This window comes from Deinococcus maricopensis DSM 21211, assembly GCF_000186385.1.
In the GTDB taxonomy this organism is placed as follows: Bacteria; Deinococcota; Deinococci; order Deinococcales; family Deinococcaceae; genus Deinococcus_B; species Deinococcus_B maricopensis.
Genome location: NC_014958.1, coordinates 1,313,500 through 1,335,586 on the forward strand (window position 1 = coordinate 1,313,500; position 22,087 = coordinate 1,335,586).

22 protein-coding genes are annotated in these 22,087 nt (G+C 70.9%); 15 read left to right on the forward strand and 7 right to left on the reverse strand.

What is annotated here, in order from left to right:
• Positions 1 to 4 precede the first annotated feature (4 nt).
• Positions 5 to 412: a RidA family protein gene (locus DEIMA_RS06150; RefSeq protein ID WP_013556366.1), complete on the reverse strand. Its 408-nt coding sequence runs from the start codon at positions 410 to 412 to the stop codon at positions 5 to 7.
• Between the two features lie 224 nt (positions 413 to 636).
• Between DEIMA_RS06150 and DEIMA_RS06155 the strand changes: the two genes are divergently transcribed.
• Positions 637 to 1,692: a 3-deoxy-7-phosphoheptulonate synthase gene (locus DEIMA_RS06155; RefSeq protein WP_013556367.1), complete on the forward strand. Its 1,056-nt coding sequence runs from the start codon at positions 637 to 639 to the stop codon at positions 1,690 to 1,692.
• Positions 1,693 to 1,742: 50 nt separating this feature from the next.
• Here the strand turns inward: DEIMA_RS06155 and DEIMA_RS06160 are convergent, their stop codons facing one another.
• From DEIMA_RS06160 to DEIMA_RS06170, 3 genes are all read right to left on the reverse strand, one after another.
• Positions 1,743 to 2,582 (reverse strand): menaquinone biosynthesis family protein, encoded by an 840-nt coding sequence (locus tag DEIMA_RS06160; protein WP_013556368.1) that lies wholly within the window; start codon positions 2,580 to 2,582, stop codon positions 1,743 to 1,745.
• Entirely contained in the window at positions 2,579 to 3,442 is an 864-nt protein-coding gene (locus DEIMA_RS06165; protein WP_013556369.1) for an alpha/beta hydrolase, read from the reverse strand. The genes DEIMA_RS06160 and DEIMA_RS06165 overlap by 4 nt, the downstream gene beginning before the upstream one ends.
• Positions 3,443 to 3,505: 63 nt before the next feature.
• Complete coding sequence (locus DEIMA_RS06170) at positions 3,506 to 4,567, reverse strand: acyltransferase (protein ID WP_013556370.1); 1,062 nt, start codon at positions 4,565 to 4,567, stop codon at positions 3,506 to 3,508.
• Positions 4,568 to 4,757: 190 nt separating this feature from the next.
• Here DEIMA_RS06170 and DEIMA_RS06175 point away from each other — a divergent pair, with 190 nt between their 5' ends.
• The 14 genes from DEIMA_RS06175 to DEIMA_RS06235 all read left to right on the forward strand — a co-directional run bounded on the left by DEIMA_RS06175 (position 4,758) and on the right by DEIMA_RS06235 (position 17,953).
• The gene (locus tag DEIMA_RS06175; RefSeq protein ID WP_013556371.1) at positions 4,758 to 6,557 is read left to right on the forward strand and encodes an acyl-CoA dehydrogenase; all 1,800 of its coding nucleotides are present in this window, start codon (positions 4,758 to 4,760) and stop codon (positions 6,555 to 6,557) included.
• 25 nt (positions 6,558 to 6,582) lie between these two features.
• Positions 6,583 to 7,431 (forward strand): alpha/beta fold hydrolase, encoded by an 849-nt coding sequence (locus DEIMA_RS06180; RefSeq protein ID WP_013556372.1) that lies wholly within the window; start codon positions 6,583 to 6,585, stop codon positions 7,429 to 7,431.
• A complete protein-coding gene (locus DEIMA_RS06185) occupies positions 7,428 to 8,204 on the forward strand; it encodes an SDR family oxidoreductase (protein WP_013556373.1) in 777 nt (258 codons plus the stop codon). Before DEIMA_RS06180 ends, DEIMA_RS06185 begins: the two co-directional genes overlap by 4 nt.
• On the forward strand, positions 8,201 to 8,656 hold the full coding sequence (locus DEIMA_RS06190) for a MaoC family dehydratase (protein WP_013556374.1): 456 nt from the start codon (positions 8,201 to 8,203) through the stop codon (positions 8,654 to 8,656). The genes DEIMA_RS06185 and DEIMA_RS06190 overlap by 4 nt, the downstream gene beginning before the upstream one ends.
• A gap of 42 nt (positions 8,657 to 8,698) precedes the next feature.
• Entirely contained in the window at positions 8,699 to 9,943 is a 1,245-nt protein-coding gene (locus tag DEIMA_RS06195) for an acyl-CoA dehydrogenase family protein (protein ID WP_013556375.1), read from the forward strand.
• Positions 9,933 to 10,706, forward strand: coding sequence for an SDR family oxidoreductase (locus DEIMA_RS06200; protein WP_013556376.1), 774 nt, complete (start codon positions 9,933 to 9,935; stop codon positions 10,704 to 10,706). Before DEIMA_RS06195 ends, DEIMA_RS06200 begins: the two co-directional genes overlap by 11 nt.
• Positions 10,703 to 11,773, forward strand: a complete 1,071-nt coding sequence (locus tag DEIMA_RS06205) for a phosphotransferase family protein (protein WP_013556377.1) — start codon at positions 10,703 to 10,705, stop codon at positions 11,771 to 11,773. Before DEIMA_RS06200 ends, DEIMA_RS06205 begins: the two co-directional genes overlap by 4 nt.
• A complete protein-coding gene (locus tag DEIMA_RS06210) occupies positions 11,770 to 12,468 on the forward strand; it encodes a histidine phosphatase family protein (RefSeq protein ID WP_013556378.1) in 699 nt (232 codons plus the stop codon). The genes DEIMA_RS06205 and DEIMA_RS06210 overlap by 4 nt, the downstream gene beginning before the upstream one ends.
• Before the next feature lie 18 nt (positions 12,469 to 12,486).
• Positions 12,487 to 13,434, forward strand: coding sequence for an alpha/beta hydrolase (locus tag DEIMA_RS06215; RefSeq protein WP_013556379.1), 948 nt, complete (start codon positions 12,487 to 12,489; stop codon positions 13,432 to 13,434).
• Complete coding sequence (locus tag DEIMA_RS06220) at positions 13,431 to 15,503, forward strand: molybdopterin-dependent oxidoreductase (protein ID WP_013556380.1); 2,073 nt, start codon at positions 13,431 to 13,433, stop codon at positions 15,501 to 15,503. Before DEIMA_RS06215 ends, DEIMA_RS06220 begins: the two co-directional genes overlap by 4 nt.
• Positions 15,504 to 15,618: 115 nt before the next feature.
• Positions 15,619 to 16,848: an MFS transporter gene (locus DEIMA_RS06225; protein ID WP_013556381.1), complete on the forward strand. Its 1,230-nt coding sequence runs from the start codon at positions 15,619 to 15,621 to the stop codon at positions 16,846 to 16,848.
• A 280-nt stretch (positions 16,849 to 17,128) separates the two neighbouring features.
• Positions 17,129 to 17,317 (forward strand): hypothetical protein, encoded by a 189-nt coding sequence (locus DEIMA_RS06230; protein WP_043816507.1) that lies wholly within the window; start codon positions 17,129 to 17,131, stop codon positions 17,315 to 17,317.
• A 96-nt stretch (positions 17,318 to 17,413) separates the two neighbouring features.
• Entirely contained in the window at positions 17,414 to 17,569 is a 156-nt protein-coding gene (locus DEIMA_RS18215; RefSeq protein ID WP_169311926.1) for a hypothetical protein, read from the forward strand.
• A gap of 9 nt (positions 17,570 to 17,578) precedes the next feature.
• Complete coding sequence (locus DEIMA_RS06235; RefSeq protein ID WP_013556382.1) at positions 17,579 to 17,953, forward strand: hypothetical protein; 375 nt, start codon at positions 17,579 to 17,581, stop codon at positions 17,951 to 17,953.
• Between the two features lie 27 nt (positions 17,954 to 17,980).
• On the opposite strand, the gene DEIMA_RS06240 is transcribed toward DEIMA_RS06235, so the two are convergent.
• The 3 genes from DEIMA_RS06240 to DEIMA_RS06250 all read right to left on the reverse strand — a co-directional run bounded on the left by DEIMA_RS06240 (position 17,981) and on the right by DEIMA_RS06250 (position 22,039).
• Positions 17,981 to 19,780, reverse strand: coding sequence for an acyl-CoA dehydrogenase C-terminal domain-containing protein (locus DEIMA_RS06240; RefSeq protein WP_013556383.1), 1,800 nt, complete (start codon positions 19,778 to 19,780; stop codon positions 17,981 to 17,983).
• 137 nt (positions 19,781 to 19,917) lie between these two features.
• A complete protein-coding gene (locus tag DEIMA_RS06245; protein ID WP_013556384.1) occupies positions 19,918 to 21,120 on the reverse strand; it encodes a DUF885 domain-containing protein in 1,203 nt (400 codons plus the stop codon).
• A gap of 37 nt (positions 21,121 to 21,157) precedes the next feature.
• Positions 21,158 to 22,039, reverse strand: coding sequence for an aldo/keto reductase (locus DEIMA_RS06250; RefSeq protein WP_013556385.1), 882 nt, complete (start codon positions 22,037 to 22,039; stop codon positions 21,158 to 21,160).
• Positions 22,040 to 22,087 lie beyond the last annotated feature (48 nt).

Sequence of the window (22,087 nt, forward strand, 5' to 3'; positions counted from 1 at the left end):
GGGTTCACGGCGCGGCCGCGACGGCCTCCACCTCGATCAGCAGCGCCTCGTGCACCAGCCGCGACACCTGCACAGCGCTGCTCGCCGGCGGCGCCGCCGTGTTCACGAACTCGTCGCGCACCTCCCGCATCGCCGCGAGGTGCGCGAAATCCGTCAGGAAGAACGTCAGCTTCACGACCGCGTCGAACGTCAGGCCCACCGCCGCGAGCGCCACGCGGAGGTTCTCGAACACCTGCCGCGCCTGCGCGCGGAAGTCGCCCTCACCCACCACGCGGCCCTGCGCGTCCACCGCGATCTGACCGGACACGTACACCGTGCGCCCACCGCGCACCTCCGCCACGTGCGAGTACCCGGGCGCGCGCCCCAGCGCGGGCACCTGCACCAACCGAACGACCGGCCCTTCAGACGTCATGCTGCATCCTACCCGTCCGCGCCCGCCCCTGCTCTAGCCAACCCACCGGCCCGCTCGGGCGCGCGTGGTACACAGGGGCATGCGCGCGAGCTTCGTGTATTTCGCCTGGTGGTTTACCTGACCGCCGGGAACTGATCCGCGTACCTCGCCTGATCAACGCCGCCCGGACCCACCCCCGGGCGGCGCGTTCTTTTCCTCGCCCTCACCCCAGGAAGGACCCCGCCATGACCACACCGGGAACGCCCACCGAGAACCTCCACGTCACCACCTTCGAACCCGTCATCACGCCGCGGGAACTGAAGACGGCGCTGCCGCTGACGGCGCGCGCGGAACGCACGGTGCTCGCCGCGCGCGACGCCATCCGCGCGATCCTGCACGGCCACGACGACCGCCTGCTGCTGATCCTCGGACCGTGCAGCATCCACGACGAGCACGCCGCCCTCGACTACGCTCACCGCCTCGCGCACCTCCGCGAACGCACCCGTGACCGCCTTGAGCTCGTCATGCGCGTGTACGTCGAGAAGCCCCGCACCACCGTCGGCTGGCGCGGCTTCCTCACCGACCCTCACATGAACGGCGCCTACGACCTCAGCACCGGCCTGCACCGCACGCGCGCACTGATGGGCCGCATCAACGAACTGGGGCTGCCCGTCGCCACGGAACTGCTCGACCCGTTCGTGCCGCAGTACCTGTTCGACCTGCTCGCGTGGGGGTGCCTGGGGGCGCGCACCGTCGAGAGCCAGACGCACCGCGTCATGGCGAGCGCCGTGAGTGCCCCCATGGGCTTCAAGAACGGCACGGGCGGCAGCGTCAAGCTCGCGGTGGACGCCATCACCGCCGCGAAGCACCCGCACGCATTCTTCACCATCACCGAGGACGCCCGCGCGTGCATCGTGCACACCAGCGGCAACCCGGACGGGCACGTGATCCTGCGGGGCGGCACGCCGGGCCCCAACTTCGACGCCCACAGCGTCGCCGACACCGAAGCCCTGCTGCGCGCTGCCGGGCATCACCCCGCCATCCTCGTCGACTGCTCCCACGCCAACAGCCGCAGCGACCACACCCGCCAGGCCCACGTCTGGCGCGACGTCCTTCAGCAGCGCGCCCGTGGCACCACCAGCCTCAAGGGCCTCATGCTCGAAAGTCACCTCCACCCCGGCAAGCAGCCCCTCACCCCCGCCGGTCAACCCCTCCAGTACGGCGTCAGCGTCACCGACGCCTGCCTCGGCTGGACCGACACCGAAGCCCTCGTCTGGGACGCCTACGAAACCCTCCAATAACGGCTACGCGAGAAGGCCCCGCCACTTCTGGCGGGGCCTTCTCGCGCCGGTCAGGGGCGCTCGACGAACAGCGGCCGGTCGCTCGCGCGCGCCACGCCCGCCTGCACCGCGCGGCGGTACAGTTCACGCACGGCCCGCTCCCCCTCCGCGCCCACATCCAGGCTGAAATCGTTCACGTACAGGTCGATGTGCGCCTGCATCACGTCGTCACTCATCTCCAGCGCGTGCTGACGAATGTACCCCTTGGGCTCCTGTGGATGCGCGTACGCGTACTCCAAGCTGGCGCGCACCGCCTCGTTCAGCGCCCACTGCGTCGCGCGCGGCAGGTCGCGGCGTACCAGGATCGCGCCCAGCGGCAACGGCAGGCCCGTCTCGCCCTCCCACCACGCGCCCAGGTCCACGAGCCGCACCAGGCCGTACTCGTGGAACGTGAAACGCGACTCGTGAATGATCAGGCCCGCATCCACCTCGCCGCGCGCGACGGCGGGCATCACCTCGTCGTAGCGCATGCGGACCACGCGCACGTCCGGGTGCCGCACGCGCAGCAGCATCTCCGCCGTCGTGAGCGACCCCGGCGACGCCACCAGCTTCCCGTTCAGGTCGCCGAGCTGCTCGCGCGCCACGATCAGGGGCCCCACGCCCCGCCCGAGCGCCCCGCCCGCCCGCAGTGCCACGTACTGATCCATCACCTCGAAGTACGCGCGGTAGCTGATCTTCGTGATGGGCAGGCGGCCCTCGCGCGCCCAGTCGTTCAGGGTCTGCACGTCCTCCAGCACCTCCCGGACGGGCATGGGCGCCGGCACGCGGCCGTGCGCGAGCGCGTAGAAGATAAACGTGTCGTTCGGGCAAAACGAGTACCCCAGGTCGAGGGACGGTGTGGCGTGCGTCATGGTGTGGTGGGTCCTTTCTGACGGGCGGCGGGCGGCAGGGCCGGCGGGGCGGCGTGACGACGTTCCAGCGTCTGCACGAACGCCGTGACTTCCCGCGCGAGGTCCGCCGTGAAGTGCGCGCCGCCCAGGTGCGCGCCCGTGAGGGTCACGAGGCGGCTGGTGGCGGGCTGCGCCGCGCGCAGGTACAGGCGCAGCCCGTTTTCGGTGAACGGCACGGTGCGGTCGTCGTGACTGCCGATGATGAACAGCGGCAGGCGCTCCTGCGCTTCCGCCTGCACTTCCGCCGTGATGAGCGGGTCGAGGTCCGGCGTGGGTGGGCCGCTCAGGCCGTACGCCGCCTCGATTTCCGCGCGGCGCCCGCCCGGCGCGCCCCACGCGCCCAGCAGGTCCACGCGCCCGTCCAGCAGGATCACGCCGCTCACTGCATACGGGCCGCGCTGCGCGCTGCGCAGCGCCATCAGGCCGCCCATGCTCAGCCCGAACGCGTATGTGCGCCCGTTGAAGCGGAAGTGCGTGACGCTGTCGGCGTGCAGCGCGCCCAGCTCCGCCAGGGCGGCCGGGCTGCCCCATGGGTTCGGGCCGCCGTCGTTGCTGAGCAGCACGGCCATGTTCGCGTTCGTGAGCGCGAGGGTGTACTGACTGACGTACGGGCTGGCGTGCAGCCGCTCCGCACTCTGCCCGCGCGGGTGCGACACGACCACCAGCGGGCACGCGACGTCCCGCACGCACGCCTTGGGCACCAGCAGGAAGGACAAACCGTCCGGGCGGTCCAGGCGGACGGTCTGCACGCGCTCCCACGGCCACGCGAATGCGGGCGCGGCGAGCAGGACAGTGAGCAGCAGAGCGAGGGCGCGGCGCATGCCCGCCCAATGTAGCGACTCGCCCGCGCCCGAAACGGGTCCCCGCTCACTGCCCGCGCGCGCTCACCGGCCGAACAGCAGGGTGCTGACGCGCGTGCCGCGCAGCAGCCGCCCGAACGCCGCCGGCAGCGCCAGCGCCATCAGCGCGTACCCGGCCACGCGCAGCAGGAACGGCGCCGTGCCGCTCGGGAACCCCTCGCGCTCCAGCAGCTGCAGCAGCATGGGGTGAATGAGGTACACCTGAAGGCTGACCGTACCGAGCAGCGCGAGCGGGGCCGTCAGCCATTTCGGGAAGCGCGCGGCGCTCGTGGCCACACCCAGCAGCGTCACCGCCCACAGGGCCGTGTACACCCACGTGAGGCCGCTGTACACAACCGGCGTGACGCTCTCGCCGCGCACGTACGCGAGCGCCACCGGCAGGTACAGCGCGTACGTGACGGCCAGCAGCGGCAGCAGCACCACGCGCCGACGACGCCACCAGCCCGCGAACTCGTCGAACCGCGCACCCACCGCGACGCCCAGCACCACCGGCAGCGCGTACCACAGCAGCGTGCTCGCCGGGAATGGCAGGCGCAGCACCTCGCGGTTCAGGGTGTACAGCGCCAGCTGGAGGGCCAGGCCCGCCACGAGCGCCACGCTGATGCGGGGTCGGCGCCGCGCGAGCGGCAGCAGCAGCGGCAGCACCACGTACAGTTCCAGCGCCACCAGCAGGAAGTACAGGTGGTAGCTGGCCTTGCCGTACAGCAGCCACGTCTCCCAGCGTTTCGGGTCGCTGAGCGTCGCTTCGGGCCGCAACTCCAGCCACACGTACCACGCGGCGTACAGCGCGCTCCACAGCAGGTACGGCCAGCCGCCCCGCACGAGGCGGCGCGGGAAGTACCGCGCGGGCTCGAAGCGTTTCAGGAGGCTGCGCGTGAGCACCACGGCGCTCAGGAACACGAACGCCGGCACGGCGAAGTGCAGCGTGCGGTTCAGGACCGTGAGGAGTTCGTGCGTGGTGCTGCCGGGCGTGACGTGCCGCAGGGCCATGCCGCTGACATGGTGCCCGATGACCTCCAGAATCGTGAGGCCACGGAAAATGTCGATGGTGTTGAGGCGTGCCGGCGCGGGAGTGTGAATCGTCATTGAAGCGCGTCCACTCTAGCCCGCGCTCCCTGAAGGTCGTCTTGGCCTGATGCTCATGTCGGGCGCTTGCACGCGCGCGCCCCGGCGGGAGTATGTTTAGACCGAGATCAAAAACAAGGGCCGGGCGCGCTCGGCCCGCGCAAAGGAGCGCCATGAGCTTCGTCCACGCCGCCCGCACCCCGCACCCCGCATGACGCCGTTCCTGAACCGACGCGACCTGCGCTTCCAGCTGTTCGAGGTTCTGCGCGCGCAGGACCTCACCGCCCGCGAACGCTACCGCGACCACGACCAGGCAACCTTCGACGCCGTGCTCACCCTCGCCGCCGACCTCGCCGAAACGCACTTCCTGCCGCACCGCCGCGACACCGACACCTTCGAGCCGCACATCGTGAACGGCCGCGTGCAGCTCGTCCCCGACGTGCAGAAAGCCATCCACGCCTTCCGCGACGCCGGGTTCTTCAGCGCCCATCACGACGAGGCGCTCGGCGGCCTGCAACTCCCCTGGCTCATCACGCAGGCCGCGCTCGCGTGCTTCCAGGCGGCGAACATTGCCACCAGCGCCTACCCCTTCCTGACCATCGGCAACGCCAACCTCCTGCGCGCCTTCGGCACGCCCGAACAGCAGGAGAAGTACCTGCGGCCCCTGCTCGAAGGCCGCTGGTTCGGCACCATGGCCCTCAGCGAACCGCACGCCGGGTCCGGCCTCGCGGACATCACCACCCTCGCCACCCCCCGCGACGACGGCACGTACACCGTCGCCGGCACCAAAATGTGGATCAGCGGCGGCGAACACGAACTCAGCGAGAACATCCTGCACCTCGTGCTCGCGCGCACGCCCGGCGCGCCCCCCGGCGTGAAAGGCATCAGCCTCTTCCTGGTGCCCCGCTACCGCGTGACCGACGACGGCCGCGCCGGGGCGAGCAACCACGTCGTCCTCGCCGGCCTGAACCACAAACTCGGGTACCGCGGCACCACCAACACCCTGCTGAACTTCGGCGAGGGCGGCGACAGCCTCGGCGAGCTCGTCGGCACGCTCGGCGGCGGCCTGAACGCCATGTTCCACATGATGAACGAGGCCCGCATCGGCGTCGGCCTGGGCGCCACCATGCTCGGCGTCGCCGGGTACCAGTACAGCCTCGCGTACGCCCGCGAACGCACCCAGGGCCGCGCCGCCAGCACCCGCGACCCCAGCAGCCCGCCCGTGCCGATCATCGCGCACGCCGACGTGCGCCGCATGCTCCTCGCCCAGAAGGCCACCGTCGAAGGTGCGCTCGCGCTTGGCCTGTACGCCGCGCGCCTCGTCGACGACGAACGCACCGCCGACACGCCCGAAGAACGCGCGACCGCCACCCTGCTCCTCGACCTGCTCACGCCCCTCGCGAAAGCCTGGCCGAGCAGCCACGTGCAGACCGCCCTCGACCACGCCCTCCAGATTCTCGGCGGCGCCGGGTACACCCGCGACCACCCCGTCGAGCAGCTCTGGCGCGACAACCGCCTCAATCCCATCCACGAAGGCACCAACGGCATCCAGGGCCTCGACCTGCTCGGCCGCAAGGTCACCGCGCACGGCGGCCGCAGCCTCCAGCTGCTCGCGCAGGCCGTCACGCAGGACCTCGCCGCCGCCGAAGGTCTCCCCGACGTGCAGGTCATCCGCGACGCCGTACGCCACGCGCTGACCACCAGCGCCCAGGCCCTCCAGGCGATTCTCACGCAGGCGCCGGACCTCGGCCCGGACCGCTTCCTCGCCAACGCCGACAGCGCCCTCGAAATGCTCGGCGGGACTGTCATCGGCTGGATGTGGCTCCGCCAGGCGACCGTCGCCGCCCGCGCCCTCCCGGACGCCACCGGCCCCGACGCGGACTTTTACCGCGGGAAGCTGCACGCCGCGCAGTACTTCGCGCGCTTCGAACTTCCCCGCGTCGACCACCACGCCCGCCTCCTCGCGAGCGCCGACCCCACCACCTACGACATGCAGGACGCCTGGTACTGAACCCCCAGCCCGACAAGGAGCACCCATGACCACCCCCACCCTCCCCGCCCCGCAGTACGTCACCCTCCCGGACGGCCGCCGCCTCGCGTACGACGAGGTCCGCCCCGACGCGCCACGCGGCACGGTCCTGTTCCTCACCGGCCTGGGCGGCACGCGCCTCGCCTGGCTCCGCCAGCTGCCCGTCCTTGGCCGCACGTACCGCGCCCTTGCCCTCGACCACCGCGACGTCGGCCACAGCGACCCCTACACCGCCGACTACGCCATCACCGACCTCGCTGACGACGCCGCCGACGCCCTGCGCGCCCTGAACGCCGCGCCCGCCTTCGTGGTCGGCATCAGCATGGGCGGCGCGGTCGCCCAGCACCTCGCACTGCGCCACCCGGACCTCGTGCGCGGCCTCGTCCTGCTGTCCACGTCCGGCAGCTTCGTGCGCGGCGAACGCCCCACCCCCGAAGCGCAAGCCGCCCTCGTCCCGGACTTCACCCTCACCCCCGAGGACCGCGCGCGCCGCATGTACGCCGTCCTCAGCGGCCCCGGCTTCGTGGACGCCCACCCGGAAGTCGTCGCGCAGATCGCCGCGCTCGGCGAGCTGCTCCCCGTCCGCCCCGACAGCTTCGTGCGGCAGTACCGCGCCGTCGGCACGCACGACGCCCTCGACGACCTCCACCGCCTTCAGGTGCCCACCCTCATCCTGCACGGCGACGCCGACGCACTGATCCCCCACGCGAACGCCGAAACGCTCGCTGAGCGCATTCCCGGTGCGCGCCTCGAAACGTACCCGCGCGTCGGGCACCTGGCGCCCATCGAGGTGCCCGACCGCCTCACCAGCGACCTCCAGACCTTCCTCGACACCCTCACGGAGACCCCGCAATGACCCTCAACAAGCTCTTCGACCTTACCGGCCGCGTTGCCCTCATCACCGGCGGCAGCCGCGGCCTCGGCCTCCAGATCGCCGAAGCGCTCGGCGAGGCCGGCGCGCAGGTCATCCTCACCGCCCGCAAACAAGACGAACTCGACGCTGCCAAAGCGCACCTCACGGACCTCGGCATGATCGCGCACGTGTACGCCCACGACCTCGGGCAGCTCGACACCATCACCCCGCTCGTCGAAGGCCTCGTCGCCAAGCACGGCCGCATCGACATCCTCGTGAACAACGCTGGCGCCACCTGGGGCGCCCCCAGCGAGGACCACCCCCTCGACGCGTGGCTCAAGGTCGTGAACCTCAACCTCAACGCCGTGTTCGCCCTCACGCAGGCGGTGGGCCGACTCAGCATGATTCCCCGCCAGCAGGGCCGCGTCGTGAACATCGCGTCCGTCGCGGGCCTGCAGGGCAACGACCCCAAAATGATGCCCACCCTCGCGTACAACACCAGCAAGGGCGGCGTCGTGAACCTGACCCGCGCGCTCGCCGGCGAATGGGCGAAGTACGGCATCACCGTGAACAGCATCTGCCCCGGCTACTTCCCCACCAAAATGACCAAAGGCACCCTCGCGTACGCCGAGCAGCGCATCCTCGAACACACCCCCCTCGGGCGGCTCGGCGGGGACCAGGACCTCAAAGGCCTCGCCCTGCTGCTCGCCAGCGACGCCAGCGCCTTCATGACCGGGCAGAACATCGCCGTGGACGGCGGAGCCAGCATCATATGACGCCCCTCACGCCCGCCGACCTGCGCGCCCGCCTCGGCCAGGAGATCGCCACCAGCGACTGGGTCACCGTCACGCAGGACATGGTGAACACCTTCGCGGACGCCACCGGCGACCACCAGTTCATCCACGTTGACCCCGACCGCGCCCGCCAGGGCCCCTTCGGCGGCCCCATCGCGCACGGCTTCCTCACGCTCAGCCTCCTCGCCGGCACCTTCCTGAATGCCGGCGGGTTCCCCACCCTCCAAACGCGCGTCCTGCTGAACTACGGCCTGAACCGCGTGCGCTTCCTCACGCCCGTCCCGGTCGGCGCGCGCCTCCGCAACCACGCCGTCCTCCAGGCCCTCGACGAAGGTGACGGGTACGTGCAGCTCACCGTCCTGAACACCATCGAACTCGAAGGCGCCCCGAAACCCGCCGTGATCGCCGAGAGCATCTTCCGGGCGTACCTGTGACGCCCGCCCGCGCCCTGCCCACGCACGCCCCGGAGGCCCCGCATGTTTGACCACTCGCCGCGCACGCAGGACCTGCTCGGGCGCCTCACGGCGTTCATGGATGAGCACATCTACCCGAACGAGGCGGAATTCCGCCGTCAGGTGAACGCCGGGGAGCGCTGGGCGCACGTGCCACTCCTCGACGATCTCAAGCCCAAAGCGCAGGCGGCGGGCCTGTGGAACCTGTTCCTGCCGCCCCTCACCGACCCCGAGGCGCGCTTCGGCGCGGGCCTCACGAACCGGGAGTACGCGCCGCTGTGCGAGGTGATGGGCCGCGTGTGGTGGGCGCCGGAGGTGTTCAACTGCAACGCGCCCGACACCGGCAACATGGAAGTCCTCGCGAAGTACGGCACGCCCGAACAGCAGGAGACGTGGCTGCGCCCCCTCCTGAACGGCGAGATCCGCTCCGCGTTCGCCATGACCGAACCCGACGTGGCCAGCAGCGACGCCACCAACATCGAATCCAGCGTCGCGCGGGACGGCGACGAGTACGTCATCAACGGCCGGAAGTGGTGGACTTCGGGCGCGGGCGACCCGCGCTGCACAGTGGCGATCTTCATGGGCAAAACCGACCCGGACGCCCCCCGGCACCTGCAGCAGAGCATGATCCTCGTGCCCATGGACGCGCCCGGCGTGACGGTGCAGCGCATGCTGACCGTGTTCGGGTACGACGACGCGCCGCACGGCCACGCGGAAATCACCTTCGAGAACGTGCGCGTGCCCGCCGCGAACCTGCTGCTCGGTGAGGGGCGCGGGTTCGAGATCGCGCAGGGCCGCCTCGGGCCGGGCCGCATTCACCACTGCATGCGCCTGATCGGGCAGGCGGAACGCGCCCTCGAACTGATGGTGCAGCGCGCGGCGGGGCGCGTGGCGTTCGGGAAGCCGCTCGCCGGGCACCAGCACGTCCGCGACCTCATCGCGCAGAGCCGCATCGAGATCGATCAGGCGCGCCTGCTCACGCTGCACGCCGCGCACATGATGGACACCGTCGGCAACAAGGCCGCGCGCGCCGAGATCGCCGCGATCAAGGTGGTGGCGCCGAACGTCGCGCTCGCCGTGATCGACCGCGCCATTCAGGTGCACGGCGGCGCGGGCGTGAGCGGCGACACGCCCCTCGCGGAGATGTACGCGCAGGCACGCACGCTGCGCCTCGCGGACGGCCCGGACATCGTGCACCTCGAAACGGTCGCAAAAGAAGAACTCAGGCGGCAGGGCGTGGACCTGCGCGGAGGGCAACGTGGACGTTAACGGCAAAGTGGTTGTGGTGACGGGCGCAGCGAGCGGCATCGGCCTCGCGCTCGCCACGCGATTCGTGCGGGAAGGCGCCACCGTGATCGCGTCCGACCTGAATGCGGAGGCCGGCGCAGCCAGGGCCGGGGAGATCGGCGCGCGCTTCGTGCCCGCGAACGTGCGCCGCGAAGCGGACATCCAGGGCCTCATTGACGACGTGCTCGCGCGTGAAGGCCGCATTGACCTGTTCTGCTCGAATGCCGGCATTGGTGTTGGCGCGGGCCCGGAAACGCCGGATGAGGTGTGGGCGAAAATCAATGATGTGAACGTCATGAGTCACGTGTGGGCCGCGCGGCACGCGCTGCCGCACATGCTCGCGCGCGGCGAGGGGTACCTGCTGAACACTGCGTCGGCGGCGGGCCTGCTCACGGAACTGCACAGCGCGCCGTACGCCGTCACGAAGCACGCGGCGGTGGCGTTTGCGGAGTGGCTTGCCGTCACGTACGGGGACCGCGGCATCCGCGTGTCGTGCCTGTGCCCGGAAGGCGTGTGGACGCCCATGATTGAGCACACGCCCATCCTGCAGGCGACCGCCATCACCACGGATCAACTCGTGGAGACTGTTCTGGCAGCGCTGCGTGAGGAGCGGTTCCTGATCACCACGCACGAGACGACGCTCGCGTCGTTCCGCGCGAAAGCGAACGACTACGACACCTGGATCAGCAAGCTGCGGCACCTGCGCAAGAAGGCCATGGCGCTGCTGGGCGGCGGGCACGCGTGACCCGCGCCGACACCGCCCCCGTGCGCGCCGGGGAGGAACTCGACCTCGCGGCGCTGCGCGCGTACCTGCACGGCAAGGTCCCCGGTGACGTGAGCGCCCTGGAGGCGGAGCAGTTCCCGGGCGGTTTCTCGAACCTGACGTACCTGCTGCGGCTCGGGACGGCGGAGTACGTGCTGCGCCGCGCGCCGCTCGGCCCAGTCGCCGCGAAAGCGCACGACATGGCCCGCGAGTACCACCTGCTGGGGCGCGTCGCGCCGGTGTTCCCCGCCGCGCCCACGCCGGTGCTGCTGTGCGAGGACGCGGCCGTCATCGGCGCGACGTTCTACCTGATGGAGCGCCGCCGGGGCGTCATCATCCGCACGAAGATGCCACGCGAGTACGCGGACGTTCCCCACGCGGCCCGCAAGGCCAGCGAAACCCTCGTGGACACCCTCGCGGACCTGCACGCCGTGGACATCCACGCCACCGGCCTGAGTGCCCTCGGGAAGCCCGAGGGGTTCAACGCGCGTCAGGTGGAAGGCTGGGCGGGCCGCTGGCGCCGCGCCCGCACCGACGACACCCCGGGCACCGAGGTGCTCGGCGATGAAGCCGTCATCGCGTGGCTCACCGCGCACACGCCCGCCGAGAGCGCGCACACGCTCGTGCACAACGACTACAAGCTCGACAACCTCATGCTGGACGCGCACGACCCCGCACGCGTCGTGGCGCTGCTCGACTGGGAGATGACCACCGTCGGCGACCCCCTCGTGGACCTCGGGCTGACCCTGTGCTACTGGACGCAGCGCGGCTTCCCGGACGGGTTCCGCACCCCCATCGGCGAGCCGGGCGCGGCAATGGGCTTCCTCACGCGCGCGCAGTTCCTGGACCGCTACGCGCAGCGCAGCGGCCGCGACCTCGGGAACATCGTGTGGTACGAGGTGCTGGGCGTATTCAAGCTCGCGGTGATCGTGCAGCAGATCTACGCCCGCTACCACGCCGGGCAGACCAACGACCCGCGCTTTGCGCACCTCGGCCGGCAGGCGCAGGCACTCATCCGCGAGGCGCAGCGGCAGCTGGAGACCTTCTGAGCACGCTGCTGCTGATCCGGCACGGACAGGCCACCCCATTCGAGGCGGACACCGACCGACTCTCGGCGCTGGGGGAGGCGCAGGCGCGCGCCATCGGGACAGGCCTGCGCGCGGAGGGCGTGCGGCCCACGCACGTCCTCGCGGGGCCCCTCGTGCGGCAGGCGAGCACGGCCGCGCTCGCCCGCGAGGGGAACGACTGGCCGGAAATCACCATTGACGCGCGCCTCGCCGAGTACGACGGCGACGGCCTCGTGCGGACCCTCGCGCCGCTCCTCGCGCAGCACGACCCGCACTTCGCGGCCCTCGCGCGGGACTTCAGGGATCGACGTCACGCGCCGGACCGCAACAAACCCTTCCAGGCGATGCTCGAAGCCCTCGCGGACGCGTGGCAGCGCGGCGTCGTCATGCACGACACCGTGGAGCCGTGGGCAGCGTACCGCGCCCGCGTGCAGGCCGCCCTGCACGACCTGCTGACCCTCCCGTCCGGCAGCACCGTCCTCGCGTTCACGTCCGGCGGCGTCATCGGCCTCGCCGTCGCGCTCGCCCTGGACGCCCCGGACGCGTCCGCCCTCAAGCTCAACTGGCGCGTCCGGAACGGCAGCCTCACCCGCTTCACGTTCGGCGCGGGCCGCGTGAGCCTCGACCGCTTCAACGACACCGCACACCTCACCCCCGACCTCAACAGCTGGCGCTGACCCCACCAGGAGGCCCCTATGCCACTCGACCCGCACCTCGTCCCCTTCGTCGGCCTCGCCGCCGCGAACGAGGACGCCGCCCGAAACCTCACCCCGCAGCAGACCCGGCAGGCCGTGGCCGCCGCGAGCGCCCGCCTGCCCGTGCGCCCCACCCGCATTGCCGGCACGCGCAACCTCACCATCCCCGGGCCGGGCGGGGCCCTCCCCGCCCGCGCGTACACGCCCGCAGGGGACGGGCCGTTCCCGGTCGTGGTGTTCTTCCACGGCGGTGGGTTCGTCGCGTACGACATCGACACGCACGACCACGTCTGCCGCGAGCTGTGCCAGGGGGCCGGCGCGCTCGTCGTGAGCGTCGCGTACCGCCTCGCGCCCGAGCATAAGTTCCCCGCCGCCACCGACGACGCCCTCGCCGCCGTCCGCTGGGTGGGCGACCACGCGCGCGACCTGGGCGGCGACCCCGCCCGCCTCGGCGTCGCGGGCGACAGCGCCGGCGCGAACCTCGCGACCGTCACGGCCCTGCGCGTCCGCGACGAGGGCGGCCCGCGCCTGAGCGCGCAGCTGCTCATCTACCCAGCGGTGGATATGGCCGACGAAACGTCCCCCAGCATGCGCGAGAACGCCAACGGGTACTTCCTGACCGAGGAGCGCCTGCGCTCCTTCGGCGACGCGTACCTCCGCACGCCCGACGACGCCCGCCACCCACACGCGTCACCGCTGCGCGCCCCCAGCCTGCACGGCCTCCCACCCGCCCTGATCGTGACCGCAGAGTTCGATCCGCTGCGCGACCAGGGCCGCGCGTACGCGGACGCGCTCAACGCCGCGGGCGTGCCCGCCCGGTACCTGCCCGGCCCGGGCCTGATCCACGGCTTCGCGAACCTCACCGGGTTCGTGCCCGCCGCCGCGCAGGTCATGGACGCCGCAGCCGCGTGGCTGCACACCGCTCTGCACGAGCAGGTCAGCGCGTGAGCACCGCGCTGGACGGCACGCATTACCGCGCGTGTAACCTGTGCGAGGCCATCTGCGGCCTGATCCTCACCGTGCAGGACGGACGCGTCACGAGCGTGCGCGGCGACCCGGACGATCCCCTGTCGCGCGGGCACATCTGCCCGAAAGGCGCGGCGCTGCCGGACATTCACGCCGACCCGCGCCGCCTGAAAAGACCCCTGCGGCGCGACGGCGACACCTGGACGGAACTCGGCTGGGACGAAGCGCTGGACTACGTCGCCACCCGCCTGCGCGACGTGCAGACCCAACACGGGCAGGACAGCGTCGCGGTCTACCAGGGCAACCCGAGCGTGCACAACAGCGGCACCATGCTGAGTTCCGGCGGGCTGTGGCGTGCGCTCGGCACCCGCCAGCGCTACAGCGCCACCAGCGTGGATCAACTGCCGCACCACTACGCGGCGTGGCAGATGTTCGGGCACCCACTGCTGCTGCCCATCCCGGACGTGGACCGCACGCACTTCTTCCTGATTCTGGGCGGGAACCCGCTCGCCTCCAACGGAAGCATCATGACGGCGCCCGGCATGCGCGCCCGCCTCAAGGCGCTCCGCGCCCGCGGCGGACGCGTGGTCGTCGTGGACCCCCGCCGCACCGAAACGGCAGACGTGGCGGACCTGCACGTGCCCATCCGCCCGGGCACGGACGCGCTGCTGCTCCTCGCGCTGCTGCACGTGATCTTCGAGGAAAACCTCGACCAGGGGGGCCGGACCGCCGCCTTCACCGATGGCCTTCCGGAGCTGCGCCGCGCCAGCGCCCCCTTCACGCCGGAACGCGTCGCCGACCGCACCGGCGTGGACGCCGCCACCATCCGTAATCTCGCGCGGGACTTTGCCGCAGCCTCGCACGCCGTGGCGTACGGCCGCATGGGCGTCAGCACGCAGGCCTTCGGCGGGTTGTGCCAGTGGCTTGTGAACGCCCTCAACGTCGTGACCGGCAACTTGGACCGCGAGGGCGGCGCGATGTTCCCCACCCCCGCGTTCGACACGCTCGCCCGCGTCCGCAAAGGCGAGCAGGTCATGGGCCGCTGGCACACCCGCGTCCGCGCCCTGCCTGAATTCGACGGGGAACTGCCCGTCGCGGCCCTCGCGGAAGAAATCCTCACGCCCGGCGAAGGCCAGGTCCACGCGGTCATCACGAGCTGCGGCAACCCGGTGCTCAGCACCCCGAACGGCGCCCAGCTCAAGCGGGCGCTCGGCACGCTCGACTTCATGGTGAGCATCGACATCTACCTGAATGAAACGACCCGCCACGCGCACGTCATCCTGCCGCCCGCGACCGGCCTGGAAACCGAACACTACGACGTGATCTTCCACCACTTCGCGGTCCGGAACACCGCCCGCTTCAACGCGCCCGTGCTGCCCATCGGGGAAGACCAGCGCTTCGACCACCAGATTTTCGAGGGCCTACGCACCCGTCTCGCCGGCAACGATGCCCGCCCCGCCAGCACGCCCACCGAACGCCTCGACTTCGGCCTGCGGCACGGCCCGTACCGCACCAGCCTGGAGGAACTGCGCACCCATCCACACGGCATCGACTACGGCCCGCTGCAACCACGCCTGCCTGAACGGCTCGCCACGACGGACGGCCGCGTGCACCTCGCGCCCCCGCCCCTCCTCGCGGACCTCGCCCGCCTGGAAGTCACCCTCCACAACGACCCCCCGGAACTGCTGCTGATCGGGCGGCGGCAACTGCGCCGCAACAACTCCTGGATGCACGGCGTGCAGCGCCTCACCCGCGGACCAGCCACCTGCACCCTGCAACTCCACCCGCACGACGCCGCGCGGCTGGGCGTGCATAACGGACAGCACGTGCGCGTCGCGTCACGCGTGGGTGCCGTGACCGTCCCGGCCGAAATCACCGACCGCGTGATGCCGGGTGTGGTCAGTCTGCCCCACGGGTACGGACCGGCACACGGCCAGCAAAGCGGCGCGAGTGCCAACGACCTGACCGACCCGGACACCCTCGACACCCTGACCGGCAACGCCGTACTGAACGGCCTGCCCGTGCAGCTCACGGCACTCGCACCAACCTGACCCAAAAGACCGCAGGCGTAACTGCGTGGGGAACGTCTGAAACGGTTCACGTTCCTGCGCGCGCCTGCCGCCTATCCTGCGCTGTTGCGACCGCCCCGCACGCAAAGGAGCCCCCTTGACCGTCCGCGCTGACCCATACGCCGCCCTCCGTTTCCCCGAATTCCGCGCCTTGCTCGCCTCCGGCGTCGCGTCCAGCTTCGCCAGCCGCGCACTCGCCGTCGTCATCGGCTACCAGATCTACCAGCTCACCAAAAGTCCCCTGGCGCTCGGCTGGCTGGGCCTCGTCGAGGCGGCCCCCGCCCTCGGCCTCGCCCTGATCGGCGGGCACGTCGCGGACCGCCGCGACCGAAGGCGCATCCTGCTCATCACCCGCGTCATCATGCTCGTCACCGCCCTCATGATGGCCTTCGTGGGCGGCACCAGCCTCGCCGCGCTCTACACCCTGGTGTTCATCACCGGTCTCGCCCGCGGCTTCGGCGACCCCGCCAGCAGCGCCTTCGAAACGCAGGTCGTCCCCATGGGCGCGTTCGTGAACGCTGGCTCATGGCTGGGCAGTGCCGGTCAGGCCGCCGCCATGGTCGGCCCCGCCGTCGGCGGTTTCGCGTTCGACCTGATGGGCGCGCGCGGCGCGTACCTCATGATTGCCGTCCTGCACGCCGTCTCCCTGGTCACCCTCGCGCTCATCGCCCCGAAACCCCTTCCCGTCATGCCCGGCGACCCTGAACCCATCGGCCAGAGCATCCGCACCGGCGTGCAGTTCGTCGCCCGCGACCGCGTGCTCGTCGGCAGCATGGCCCTCGACTTGTTCGCCGTGCTGTTCGGCGGCGCCGTCGCGCTGCTCCCCGTGTTCGCGCACGACATCCTGAAGGTCGGCGCCACCGGCCTGGGTTTCCTGGTGGCCGCCCCGAGCGTCGGCGCGCTCCTCGCCATGCTGTGGGCCACGCGCCACCCGCCGCTCGCCCGCGCGGGCCTGTCGCTGCTGCTCAACATCGCCGGATTCGGCGTGAGCATCATCGTGTTCGCACTCTCCCGCTCCCTGTGGCTGAGCCTGGTCGCCCTCGCGCTGAGCGGCGCGTTCGACGGTGTCAGCATGGTCATCCGCCGCGCCATCGTCCGCCTGCGCACCCCCGACCACCTGCGCGGCCGCGTCGCCGCCGTGAGCCTGCTGTTTATCGGCAGCAGCAACGAAATCGGCGCGTTCGAGAGTGGCGTCGCCGCGAACCTGCTCGGCACGGCCCGCAGCGTCTGGGCGGGCGGCATCGTCACGCTGCTCGTCGTGGCCGCCACCGCCGGGCTCGTTCCGGAATTGCGGCACCTCAGCCTGATAGAACCCCAGGATGACTAAGCGCTTGCGGACAACACGCGCAGCGTTTCGGAGCGTCAGCGTCAACAACGGTCCATTTTGACGCCGCCGACCGTGTTGTTCGCAGGCGCGAAGACCCACCCTCGGGCCCACGGCTGCGCACGCTGCTGAGACTCGCCCGGCCCTGGCCGCGGGAGGCTGCGCGCTCATGACAGCCACCACTAACCCCCGCAGGCGGTGCTGGACGCTTTGATGGAAGCAGCCATCCGCCATGACGTCAACGCCATGGCCTCCTGCTGGGTGAAACGGCAGGGGGGAGGGAGTGATCGAACAGACATTCGGCTCGCTGTTCAGGGAGGCCCTGCCGGGACAGGCGCGTACGCAGGCGCAGGACGCGCGGCGCTTCAAGTGGACGGTCACGGACCTGAAAACCAGTGGGGCCTTCGCCCACGCGACGGTGCCCCTGCACGTCCCAGCGTCCGGGGGATGGCGCGGCGCGCCGATGAGCTGATGGGGGTGGAGTCCGCGGCGGACGGCTCCGCGCACCTGCCGGAGCGGCGGGCCATGGGCGAGGACGAAGCAGACCGGCGCGGCGGCGGACCCCAGCATGCCTCCACGGAAGTGCCGGGCGCGCGTCGAATGGGTGCAGCGGCATGGGCGGTGGATCATCAACCCGAACGTGCCGCAGAATCTCGCGCTGGTTCGGATCCTGCAGGCGGGGAACACGCGGGCGGAGAACGGGCAGTACCGGCAGCGGCCGTAGAGTGATCGGATGTCCCTTTCCTCGCCGCTGGTGGTGTACGTCGATGTGGATGAGACGCTGGTCCGGAATTACGGCACGGCGCGGATTCCGGTGCTGGCGGTGATCGCGCACGTCCGCGCCCTGTTCGAGGGCGGCGCGGAACGGTACTGCTGGAGTTCCGGCGGGGCGGCGTACGCGCGGGCGAGCGCGCAGGAGGCGGGCCTCGCGGAGTGTTTTGTGGCGTTCCTGCCGAAGCCGCAGCTGCTGTTGGATGATCAGCACGTGCGGGCGTGGCGGCGTCTGCTGCACGTGCATCCGGCGTCGTGTGACGCGGCCGCCACCGTGGAGACGTACCGGGCGGCGCTCAGGCCGGGGAGAGGGGAAGCGGAGAGGGGCGGGCGATGATCGCCCGCCCCTCCTTGGTGTTGTGGTTCAGAAGTTGAAGATGGCTTCGTCGACGGCGAGGGCGTCGTTCCCGGCCTTGATTGTGGCGCTCAGCGCCTTGGTTTCGGGGAAGAGCTTCTCGAAGTAGAACTTCGCGGTGGCGAGCTTCGCGGCGTAGAAGCCGGTCTTGTCGTCGCCTTGCTTGTCGAGGGCGATTTTCGCCATGCGCGCCCAGAGGTACGCGTAGGTGACGTGGCCGACGTAGCGCAGGTAGTCGACGGCGACGGCGTTGGCTTCGTCGGGGTTCTGCATGGCTTTCTGGCCGACGACCATGGTGAGCGTGCCGACCTGCTGCGCGGCGCGGCTGAGGGTGTCGAGGTACGGGGCGAGGTCCTCGTTGCCTTCGTTTTCTTCCAGGAACGTTTCGAGCATGCCCGCGAGTTTCTGGAGTTTGCGGCCGCCGTCCATGAGGACCTTGCGGCCGATCAGGTCGAGTGCCTGGATGCCGTTGGTGCCTTCGTAGATCTGGCCGATGCGGGCGTCGCGGACGAACTGCTCCATGCCCCATTCCTGGATGTAGCCGTGACCGCCGAAGACCTGCTGGGCGAGGACGGCGCTCTGGAAGCCGTTGTCGGTCATGAACGCCTTGGCAATGGGCGTGAGGAGCGCGACGAGGTCGCCGGCTTCCTTGCGTTTGGCGTCGTCGGGGTGGTGGTGTTCCACGTCGAGGCTGAGCGCGAGCCACATGGCGAGGGCGCGGCCCGCTTCGGTGTACGCCTTGGCGGTGAGGAGCATGCGGCGCACGTCGGGGTGCACGATGATGGGGTCGGCGGCCTCGTCGGGGCGGACGCGTTGCGGGGCGCGCATCTGGAGGCGGTCCTTGGCGTATGCGACGGCGTTCTGGTAGGCGACTTCGCCGATGCCGAGGCCCTGCAGGCCGGTGCCGAGGCGGGCGGCGTTCATCATGATGAACATGTGGTTCATTCCCTTGTTGAGTTCGCCGACGAGGTAGCCTTTGGCGTCGTCGAAGTTCAGCACGGCGGTGGCGTTGCCGTGGATGCCCATCTTGTGCTCGATGCTGCCGCACACGACGGTGTTGCGTTCGCCGAGGGTGCCGTCGGCGTTCACGAGGTACTTGGGCACGAGGAACAGGCTGATGCCCTTGGTGCCTTCGGGGCTGCCTTCGAGGCGCGCGAGGACGAGGTGGAGGATGTTGTCCGCCATGTCGTGCTCGCCGGCGCTGATGAAGATTTTGGTGCCGGTGATGGCGTAGGTGCCGTCGCCGTTGTCGCGCGCGCGGGTGCGGATGATGCCGAGGTCGGTGCCGGCGTGCGGTTCGGTGAGGCACATGGTGCCGGTCCACTCGCCGTTCACGAGTTTGGGCAGGTAGGTGGCCTTGAGGTCGTCGCTGCCGACGGCGGCGAGGGCGCTGTAGGCGCCGTGGCTGAGGCCGGGGTACATAGACCAGGCGACGTTGGCGCTGTTCATCATTTCGACGAGGGCGTTGCCGACGAGGTGGGGGAGGCCCTGGCCGCCGTACTGCGGGTCGGCGCTGAGGGCCGTCCAGCCGGCTTCGCGGTACTTCTTGTACGCTTCCTTGAAGCCTTTGGGCGTGGTGACGCTGCCGTCCTCGTGGCGGGTGCAGCCTTCCTGGTCGCCGCTCTGGTTGAGGGGCTGCAGTTCGTTCTCGGTGAAGCGGGCGGCTTCGTCGAGGATCTGGTCGAGGAGGCTGGCGTCGTGCGTCTCGTTCTCGGCGTAGTAGGGCATGGCCCCGAGGACGTCCTGGGCGCCGAGGAGTTCGTGCATGATGAAGCGCATGTCGCGCAGCGGTGCTTTGTAACTGGGCATGGGGTTCCTCCGTGTGGCCGGCGAACGAGGCCCGCGGGGAGCCAAGCGCCAAGAGATTGAACTCAGTCTAAACCTTCAGGATCAGTTTTGCACGCAGTTCAAAAAAGTACCAGAGGGCCGCCGCACAGTGTCCCGGCTCAGGCGCCCGCAGCCACGCCGGCACGCGCCGCAATCGCCCCCGGCGTCACCGGACGCGTCAGCAGCCACTGGAACGCCGACCTGCGGTCCTCCGCCCGGAACAACGCGTCCAGCAGCGTCCCCCCCACGCTGTACGTGAACAGGTACGCGCGGAACATCGGGTTCTGCATGAACGACAGGTTCTTGCGCGCCTGCTCCTCGCTGCGCAGCCCATACGTCCGCAGGTACTCCACGACCTCCTCCTCCGAGGCGCCGTCCGCGTGCAGCCGCAGCGCCGCGTTGCCGCTCACGTGCAGCAGCCCCTGCCGCGCCTCACTCGCCGCGAGGTGCGCGCGCACGTCGTCCGGGTCAATGCCCGCCCGCGCCGCCAGGTCCCCGGTCAGCCACGCCCGCAACTCGTCCTCGCCCATCACGGCCCCCAGCGCGCGCACCGCGATCCCCTCGCTCACCACGCACTCCGGCGCGTTGATCAGCTGAATGCGGAACTCATCCCAGCCCTCACCGTCCGCCAGCAGCGCCTCCTTCACCGCGTGCTCCGTGTGGTGCCCCGGGTACCCCTCGTGCGCCATCAGGTCCGGCAGGGCCGTGAGCAGCACCGGCAGGTCCGTGTTGATGTCAATGCGCGAACGGTAGTGCCCGAGCGGCCAGTTGTACCCGCCCCACGGCTTATCCCGAACCAGCTGCACGCTGAAGTCCTCGCCGTCCGGCAGCGGAAACAGCGCGCGCGCGCGGCCACGCAGCTCCGCGAGCACCACGTCCGCGAGCGGCAGAATCAGGTCCTCGCGCAGCGTCAGGCGTTCCCGCAGCGCCGCCTCACGCGCCGCCAGCGACCCCGCGCCGGGCAGCGCGGCGTCCAGCGCGCGCAGCGCCGCCTCGAACGTCGCTTCCGGCTCGCGCGGCGCGTCAATGTCGAACAGGCCGCGCACCTCGTCCACGTACGGCAGAACCTCGCCGCCCAGCGTGCGCGTGATCGTCACCATCGCGCGCACCTGCGCCGTCAGAAACGCACGCCGCTCCGCGTCCTCCACGCCTGCCACGTCCGCCAGCAACGCTTCCGCCTCGGCGCGCAGCGCGGCCGGGTCACGCGCCGTCCGGTCCGCCCAGGCCTCAGGGCCACCGTACCCGTCGATATACCCGGGGGCGTGCGCATCGATGGCGTGCGCGAGACGCACGTACCGTTCGGCCAGAGCAACTGTCGTCATGCGCGGAGTGTAACAAGCCCGCGGGCGGCCCGGCGGGTCAGACCTCGCCGCCCCAGCCCTGCCCCTCGCGGGCCCACGCGGCGTCCACCTCGGCCAGCAGGTCCGCCGGCAGCGGGCCGGCCGCCAGCGCCCGCGCGTTCCGCTCCAGGTTCTCCACGCGCGCGGTGCCCGCAATGACGCTCGACACGCCCGGCTGGAACGCACTGAAGCGCAACGCGAACTCGTCCCACGGCAGCGCGCGCGGGTCGAGACCGAGGGCCTGCGCGCGTACCCAGTACGTCTCCACGTACTGCCCGACCGGGCGTTCGGCGTGCCGCCACGGCGCGTTCGCGAGCGGCCGTTTCGCGATGACGCCCAGCCCACGCGCCGCCGCGTCCGGCAGGACGTGCCGCGCGCTCCACTGGTCCGCGAAATTCACGCTCGTCTCGACGCTGCCGAAACGGCCGCTCTGCACGGCCCACGCGAGCGCGTCGTTCTCGCCGCTGTACGCGACGACGCGCACCTGACCGGCGTCGCGCGCGGCGTCCAGTGCGCCCAGCAGGTCGTCACGCTGCAGGGTATCCAGCGGGCAGGAGTGCAGGTGGAAGACGTCAATTACGTCAGTGCGCAACGTCCGCAGGGCCCGCTCGATGCCCAGCCGCAGGCACTCCGGCGTCCAGTCCGGCACGCCGTCCACGCCGTACCCGCCTTTCGTGGACAGCACGAACTCATCACGGCGCCCACTCAGGAACCGCCCGATGCGCTCCTCACTGCGGCCGTACCCGCGGGCCGTGTCGATCAGCGTGACGCCCAGATCGAGCGCCCGGTGCAGCAGCCGCTCAGCGTCCGCGTCACTTACGTCGTCCGCACCCACCTGCCCCGCCCCCAGGCCCAGCACGCTCACGGTCAGGCCGGTCGTTCCAAACGTTCTGCGTTCCATGGCGCCATCGTAAACCGCTCACCTCCACGAACCTGACCTCTGGATGAG